Consider the following 7,299-nt stretch of genomic DNA (forward strand, 5'->3'; position numbering starts at 1 on the left):
ATTCAGGGCGAGTGGGTTTTTATAAAGGGGTGAAAAACGAGACATGGGACTGATAACACGGATGCCACTCTCATCAGCGGCATTTTATGACACAAACCTGGCTGATAAGGGAAATTGACAGCCATCAGCCATGAGGATATAGAGTTAATCAGGAAGGGATCCATGGTGTTTATCTAACAGCACACTCAGATTGAGCTACGATTATCAATGGACGTGCGAAATCTTAAGAAAAGGTTGTGAATCAAACACTCTGTAGCGTCCATAACTGAATGAGGGTGCGGCTTATGACAACAGTGACCCAGAAGCAAAAAACTGAGGACAAACGTCTCAGCGACGGACCGGACTGGACGTTTGAGTTATTGCAGACCTATCTTGCGGAGATCGACCGGGTGGCCAAGTCTTACCGGCTTGAAACCTATCCCCATCAGATCGAAATCATCACCTCCGAACAAATGATGGATGCCTACTCCAGCATCGGCATGCCGATTAATTACACTCACTGGTCGTTCGGTAAGAAATTCATTGAAACCGAGCAACTTTATAAACACGGACAACAGGGTCTGGCGTACGAAATCGTCATCAACTCTAATCCGTGTATCGCCTATCTGATGGAAGAAAACACCATCACGATGCAGGCGCTGGTCATGGCTCATGCCTGTTACGGCCACAACTCTTTCTTTAAAAATAACTACCTGTTTAAAAGCTGGACTGACGCCAGTTCGATCGTCGATTACCTGTTATTCGCCAAACGTTATATCAGCGAATGTGAAGAACGCTACGGGGTCGATGAGGTTGAACGGTTGCTCGATTCCTGTCATGCGTTGATGAATTACGGCGTCGATCGCTACAAACGTCCGCAAAAAATCTCCTTGCAGGAGGAACTGGCGCGGCAGAAAAGCCGTGAGGAATATCTGCAAAGCCAGGTAAACACGCTGTGGAAAACGTTGCCGCGCAAGGACAGCGTTGATGCACCTGAACAGGCGCGACGCTTCCCTTCTGAGCCGCAGGAAAACCTGCTGTATTTCATGGAAAAAAATGCGCCTTTGCTTGAGTCCTGGCAGCGGGAGATTTTGCGTATCGTGCGTAAAATCAGCCAGTACTTTTATCCGCAGAAACAGACTCAGGTGATGAATGAAGGCTGGGCGACGTTCTGGCATTACACCATTCTTAATCATCTTTATGATGAAGGAAAAGTCACCGACCGTTTCATTCTGGAGTTTCTGCACAGCCACACCAATGTGGTGTATCAGCCGCCTTATAACAGCCCGTACTACAGCGGCATCAACCCGTATGCGCTGGGCTTTGCGATGATGCAAGATATCAAACGTATCTGTCAGGAACCGACGGAGGAAGATCGTTACTGGTTCCCGGATATCGCGGGTTCAGACTGGCTGGAAACACTGCATTTTGCGATGCGGGATTTCAAAGATGAAAGCTTTATCAGCCAGTTCCTGTCGCCGAAAGTGATGCGTGATTTCCGGTTATTTACCGTGCTGGATGACGACCATAATAACTATCTGGAAATCGCGGCGATTCATAATGAGGAAGGTTATCGTGCCATTCGTCAGGAGTTATCGGCGCAGTATAACCTGAGTAATCACGAGCCCAACATTCAGGTCTGGAATGTCGATTTGCGCGGTGACCGCTCGCTCACGCTTCGTTATATCCCGCAAGATCGCGCACCGCTCGATAAGAGCCGCCGTGAAGTGATGAAACATGTTCATCGTCTGTGGGGCTTCGATGTCTTTATCGAGCAGCTCAACGAAGACGGCAGCGTTGAATTACTCGAACGCTGCCCGCCGCGTCCGACTCCGCTATAAACCTCCCATATTCAGACATTAAAAAAGGGCGCTAAGCGCCCTGTATTTATTGTTGCTTCCCGAAATCATTCGAATTGTATCATGGCGGCAACTGAGTGCGTCCCCGGGAGCATACATTAGTATGTGACCGGGGTTCATGAAGGCAGTCAACTATGAGACAGTTTGAAGGATGAAGGGAATTAACGGTGTTTTTGTTCGGTCAGATCACCCGGCATCGCGCTCTGCATGCTGTGCCAGATTTCACCACTCTGACGGCCATAATTACGCACGCAATCGACAATCTGCTCGTAGCTTTTCTCGTGGCAGATATCAGACAGCTTTTTATAGAAAGTGATCGCCAGTTTACGCGCTTCAGGATTGGAGAAGTAATAACGTCCGACGCGGGTATAAAGACCTCGCAGTCCGTTGATAATCAGTCCGTAAATCGGGTTGCCGGAGGCAAATGCCAGACCACGGAAAATGCCGTAATCGAGCGCCGTAAAGGCTTCGGCATGATCTTCTACTTCCGCCGCTTTAGCCAGTACCTGCTGGGTTTCTTCAGGATTGGTTCGCATCGCTTTACGGATAAAGATTGTTGCGATGTTGGTACGCACGGACAGCAAATTATCAATGAGCTGTGGAACACTGTCGTGATCGAGACGCGCCAGAGTTTCCAGAATATTCAGACCCGACGTTTCCCAAAAATTGTTCACCTTGGTCGGTTTTCCATGCTGAATTGTCAACCAGCCATCCCGGGCAAGCCGCTGTAACACCTCACGCAATGTGGTTCGGGTCACGCCAATGAGTTCGGAAAGTTCTCTCTCTGCAGGCAAAATTGAGCCCGGAGGGAAGCGGCTGTTCCAGATACTTTCGATGATATACTCTTCGGCAAAACCGGCAGGACTTTGTGCCTTAATAACCATGTGTTTGTCGTTCCGTGTGAGGCTTTTATCAGGGATATAGTTCAGCTCATCATACCAGATGAAAAACGCCTGTTATAGCCGTCAGTCAGAACAAATGTTGAAACTGTGCAGGGGTTTGCAGAATTTCACATTTCTTAATGGCTTATAGGATTGTTCGTTCCGGTGAAAAATTTCTGTCAGACAATTACACTGACCTATGCTTTTGATACCACTATAAATTACAGATAAAGGAGAACTGGGGAATATGGAAACAAGCTACAGTCGCGCATTTATAAAAAACTTTTTAGGGCAGTCCCCTAACTGGTACAAAATTACCATTCTGGCCTTTCTGATTATTAACCCGTTGATTTTCTTTTTGGTCAGTCCGTTTTTAGCCGGATGGTTGCTGGTCATCGAGTTCATTTTTACCCTGGGCATGGCGCTCAAATGTTATCCACTTCAGCCTGGCGGTTTGCTGGCTATTGAAGCGGTCATGATTGGCATGACCAGCGCAGACCGTATCCGTGAAGAGATTTCGGCCAATCTGGAAGTGCTCCTGCTGCTGATTTTTATGGTGGCGGGCATCTATTTTATGAAGCAACTGCTGCTGACCGTATTTACCAAGTTGCTGCTGAATCTCAGAAATAAAATTGCGCTGTCACTGGCCTTTTGTTTTGCTGCCGCTTTCCTTTCTGCCTTCCTCGATGCCCTGACCGTTATTGCTGTGGTGATCAGCGTTTCAGTCGGTTTCTATTCGATTTACCACAACGTCGCCTCTAATCAGAGTGAAAACACGGATGTAACCGACGACAGCTCGTTTACAGGCAATCAGCAACATCAGGCCGTTCTGGAGCAGTTTCGGTCCTTCTTACGCAGCCTGATGATGCATGCCGGCGTGGGTACCGCGCTCGGCGGCGTGATGACCATGGTGGGCGAGCCGCAGAACCTGATCATCGCTAAAAGTGCAGACTGGCAGTTTGTCGACTTTCTGATCCGCATGTCTCCGGTCACCGTCCCGGTGTTCATCTGCGGTTTCATTGTCTGCGCGCTCGTGGAACGTTTCCGTTTGTTTGGTTATGGCGCAAAACTGCCGCATCCGGTTTATGAAGTTCTTAAAAAGTACGATCAGAAAAACAGTGAAAACATTACGAAACAAGACCGCATTAAGCTGGCGGTACAGGTCGTCATTGGTGTATGGCTGATTATTGCCCTGGCTTTCCATCTGGCAGAAGTCGGACTGATCGGTCTTTCAGTGATTATCTTTGCCACCGCATTTTGTGGCGTCACTGATGAACATGCGATTGGTAAAGCATTCCAGGATTCTCTGCCCTTCACCGCCCTGCTGACCGTCTTTTTTGCTATCGTTGCCGTGATTGTCGAACAGCATCTGTTCACTCCAATCATTCACTTTGTGCTTCAGTCAGCGCCGTCAAACCAGCTGTCATTATTTTATCTTTTCAATGGATTGCTGTCTTCTGTGTCTGATAATGTTTTTGTAGGCACTGTTTATATCAATGAAGCAAAATCGGCACTGGTTAATGGTGTGATTGACCTGAAGCAATTCGAACTGCTGGCGGTCGCGATTAATACCGGCACAAACCTGCCATCGGTTGCCACGCCAAATGGTCAGGCGGCGTTCCTGTTCCTGCTGACTTCCGCCCTCGCCCCGCTTATCCGTCTTTCATACGGCAGAATGGTGTGGATGGCGCTACCTTACACGGTGGTCATGACGCTGGTGGGTTTGCTGTGCGTGCAATATCTGCTGCCGGATATGACGCAGTGGTTTACGGATATGGGATGGCTGAGCATGCCACCCGTCAGTGAAGTTCTCATGCCTCACTGAGACACCGACTTCGTGTAGGTCATTCTCTGGCTGCTCCATAGTCCAGAAAATTATCGAAATTAAAGTCGAATTGTCCGGTTTATATTAATTATTTACCTATTATTTATTCTGACAGGCTGGCAGCAGGGAGCAATTGGTTTACACTGCGTATCAGTAGCTAACTGCAGGGAAAATTTTCTATGTTGCAATATCTTAACCGCTGTTCACAAGGCCGCGGTGCATGGCTTCTGATGGCTCTGACAGCTCTGATTCTTGAGCTGGTTGCGTTGTATTTTCAGCACGTGATGCTTCTTAAACCTTGCGTCATGTGTATTTATGAACGCTGTGCGTTGATGGGTATTTTGGCTGCCGGGCTGGTCGGGGCGATTGCACCTTCCACCTGGTTACGTTATGCCGGTATACTTATCTGGATTTACAGTGCTTACGAAGGGATCCGTTTGTCATGGGAACACACCATGATCCAGCTGCATCCTTCTCCGTTCGCGACCTGTGATTTTGCTGCCCGCTTCCCGACCTGGCTGCCACTGGACAAATGGTTCCCGTGGATGTTTATTGCCAGCGGTGATTGCGCGGAAAAACAGTGGGAATTCCTGTCACTCGGTATGCCGCAGTGGCTGGTGGTCATTTTCAGCGTGTTTATGGTCATTGCGATTCTGGTGCTGCTGGCACAGTTCGTAAAACCTAAACGACGTGACTTGTTCGGTCGTTAATTTCAGTAAACTGAATTCATAAAGGCGCCTCCCGGCGCCTTTTCTATGACCTTCAGTATCATCATGCAGGGAATGCAGACTTTTTAATCAGAATGATTTACATGACTAATTTGGAATCTGCAATGAAAAATCTCCCTGTCGGGCTGGTCTGGATAATCTCCGTCGGAGCCTGTCTCCTTTTCTGGGTCGTAGTCGGTTTTATTTTTTATGGCTTGTTCAGATAAAGCTACGCTGACGGCCTGTCCTGGCGAGTATCAGCTGGCAGGTTCGCTCAATACACTGTGCAAAAAAAGACCTGGATTTGTAAAAACCTCAATGAGTTCTATGCTACGAGGGCAAAAAGGTTCATCAGAGGAACAGATATGGTTGTAAAAGGGTTTTCAAAAGGGTTTTTCATCGCGATTCTTTTAATCGTTACTTTGGCTTTTTTTGATGTATTGAGGCCTTATTATTCTTCCGTACTATGGGCAATTATTCTTGCGGTGATTTTCAATCCGCTGAAAAACCGGCTTAAACAATTTGTCGGTGATCGCAACGGTGTCGTTTCTTTATTAACCGTCTTGATTATTTGTCTGATTGTATTCACACCGCTGGCAATTATTACTTCTTCGCTGGCGATCGAATTCAATGCGGTATACACCAAGCTTCAGGCTAATGATTCCCAGTTGCCGGCAATGCTGACCGATACCATCCACCATTTACCACGATGGGCCAGACATTTTCTTGCAGAGCATAATCTGGACAGCACAACTGAAATTCAGAAAAAGCTTTCTGATGTCGCGCTGCAAGGCAGCCAGTATCTGGCAGGTAGTGTTTTTGTCATTGGTAAGAGCACGTTCGGCTTTGTTGTCGGTTTCGGCATCATGCTGTACATCCTGTTCTTCCTGCTGAAAGATGGCGCTTATCTGGTCAATCTGACGCTGGAAGCCCTGCCGCTTTCCCGCCACGTTAAACATCATTTGTTTATGAAGTTTGCGGCGGTATCCCGTGCGACAGTTAAAGGTACGGTGGTGGTGGCAATCGTTCAGGGTGCACTGGGCGGGCTGGCATTTTACATCGCGGGTGTGGATGGCAGCCTTCTTTGGGGTGCGCTGATGGCCTTCCTGTCAATCATCCCTGCGGTTGGATCAGCCATTATTTGGGTACCGGCTGCCATCTATTTCTTCGCTTCAGGAATGTTGTGGCAGGGGATCTTTATCGTGGTCTTCTTCGTGGTGGTTATCGGTATCGTGGATAACGTTTTACGCCCGCTGCTGGTTGGCAAAGATACCAAAATGCCGGATTACCTGATCCTTATCACCACGCTGGGTGGCATGGAAGTTTATGGCATTAATGGCTTTGTGATTGGTCCGTTGATTGCGGCATTGTTTATCGCCTGCTGGAACATCCTTTCCGGGCGTGACCATCGTAACAATACCGATGAGATTGACGAAGATTTCATTGAGGAAGGTAAAAATCACCCGGAGACATGATACGCAGGGCATTTTCTCTAAGTGCCCGATCCGCGCATCGTTATCGTCGGTCTGAGTTTAACGGGCGGTTGCTACAAACCGCCCAGTTTTACCAAATATGATTATGCAGTTTTCAGAACCTGGCGTAGAAATAAATGGCAACTTACACTATCGATCTGCAGGGGTAATAAATGAAAAATATCATTTTAGGTATGATCGCAAAAATCTCCCGTATGGAAGCAGACACTAAACAGCTTACCGCTCAGGTTGAGGCGCAGTCACTCCTTCTCGGGGCTATTTTCATCACTGTTGGGAAAAATGGCGGGCCGCAGGAAATCATCGAAAGCGTCAATAAAGCCATTAACTCCGTGCTCGACTCCGATGACGAAGTCCTTAAATCCGACGCCAAAATTTTGTTTGAACAGTTTCAGGCACTGATTGAAATGACGCGATTTATCGACAAGGCCGATCCGGAGCTGGATTCCGAAGCGCTGAATGCGCTGGGTGCTGTCCGGCCTGATTCAGAGATCTGATTCAGAGATCTGATTCAGAGATCTGATATCAAATCCTGGAATAAAAAAAGCCCCGGCAATT

Annotated in this window: 6 protein-coding genes; 5 read left to right on the plus strand and 1 reads right to left on the minus strand. The window is 47.9% G+C overall.

The window, feature by feature from the left end; translation table 11 throughout:
* Positions 1-284: 284 nt before the first annotated feature.
* Positions 285-1,820, plus strand: coding sequence for a SpoVR family protein (locus tag ACJY2G_RS16455; RefSeq protein ID WP_112288456.1), 1,536 nt, complete (start codon positions 285-287; stop codon positions 1,818-1,820).
* Positions 1,821-1,999: 179 nt separating this feature from the next.
* Here the strand turns inward: ACJY2G_RS16455 and fadR are convergent, their stop codons facing one another.
* Positions 2,000-2,722: a fatty acid metabolism transcriptional regulator FadR gene (gene fadR, locus ACJY2G_RS16460; protein WP_120162844.1), complete on the minus strand. Its 723-nt coding sequence runs from the start codon at positions 2,720-2,722 to the stop codon at positions 2,000-2,002.
* 244 nt (positions 2,723-2,966) lie between these two features.
* Between fadR and nhaB the strand changes: the two genes are divergently transcribed.
* From nhaB to iraP, 4 genes are all read left to right on the plus strand, one after another.
* Positions 2,967-4,544, plus strand: a complete 1,578-nt coding sequence (gene nhaB / locus ACJY2G_RS16465; protein ID WP_430320572.1) for a sodium/proton antiporter NhaB — start codon at positions 2,967-2,969, stop codon at positions 4,542-4,544.
* Positions 4,545-4,723: 179 nt separating this feature from the next.
* Positions 4,724-5,254: a disulfide bond formation protein DsbB gene (gene dsbB / locus ACJY2G_RS16470; RefSeq protein ID WP_120162842.1), complete on the plus strand. Its 531-nt coding sequence runs from the start codon at positions 4,724-4,726 to the stop codon at positions 5,252-5,254.
* A gap of 362 nt (positions 5,255-5,616) precedes the next feature.
* The gene (locus ACJY2G_RS16475) at positions 5,617-6,726 is read left to right on the plus strand and encodes an AI-2E family transporter (RefSeq protein WP_112288452.1); all 1,110 of its coding nucleotides are present in this window, start codon (positions 5,617-5,619) and stop codon (positions 6,724-6,726) included.
* A 170-nt stretch (positions 6,727-6,896) separates the two neighbouring features.
* The gene (gene iraP, locus ACJY2G_RS16480; protein WP_112288451.1) at positions 6,897-7,238 is read left to right on the plus strand and encodes an anti-adapter protein IraP; all 342 of its coding nucleotides are present in this window, start codon (positions 6,897-6,899) and stop codon (positions 7,236-7,238) included.
* Positions 7,239-7,299 lie beyond the last annotated feature (61 nt).

This window comes from Rahnella sp. ATs2 (assembly GCF_051851855.1).
Taxonomy (GTDB): Bacteria; Pseudomonadota; Gammaproteobacteria; order Enterobacterales; family Enterobacteriaceae; genus Rahnella; species Rahnella variigena.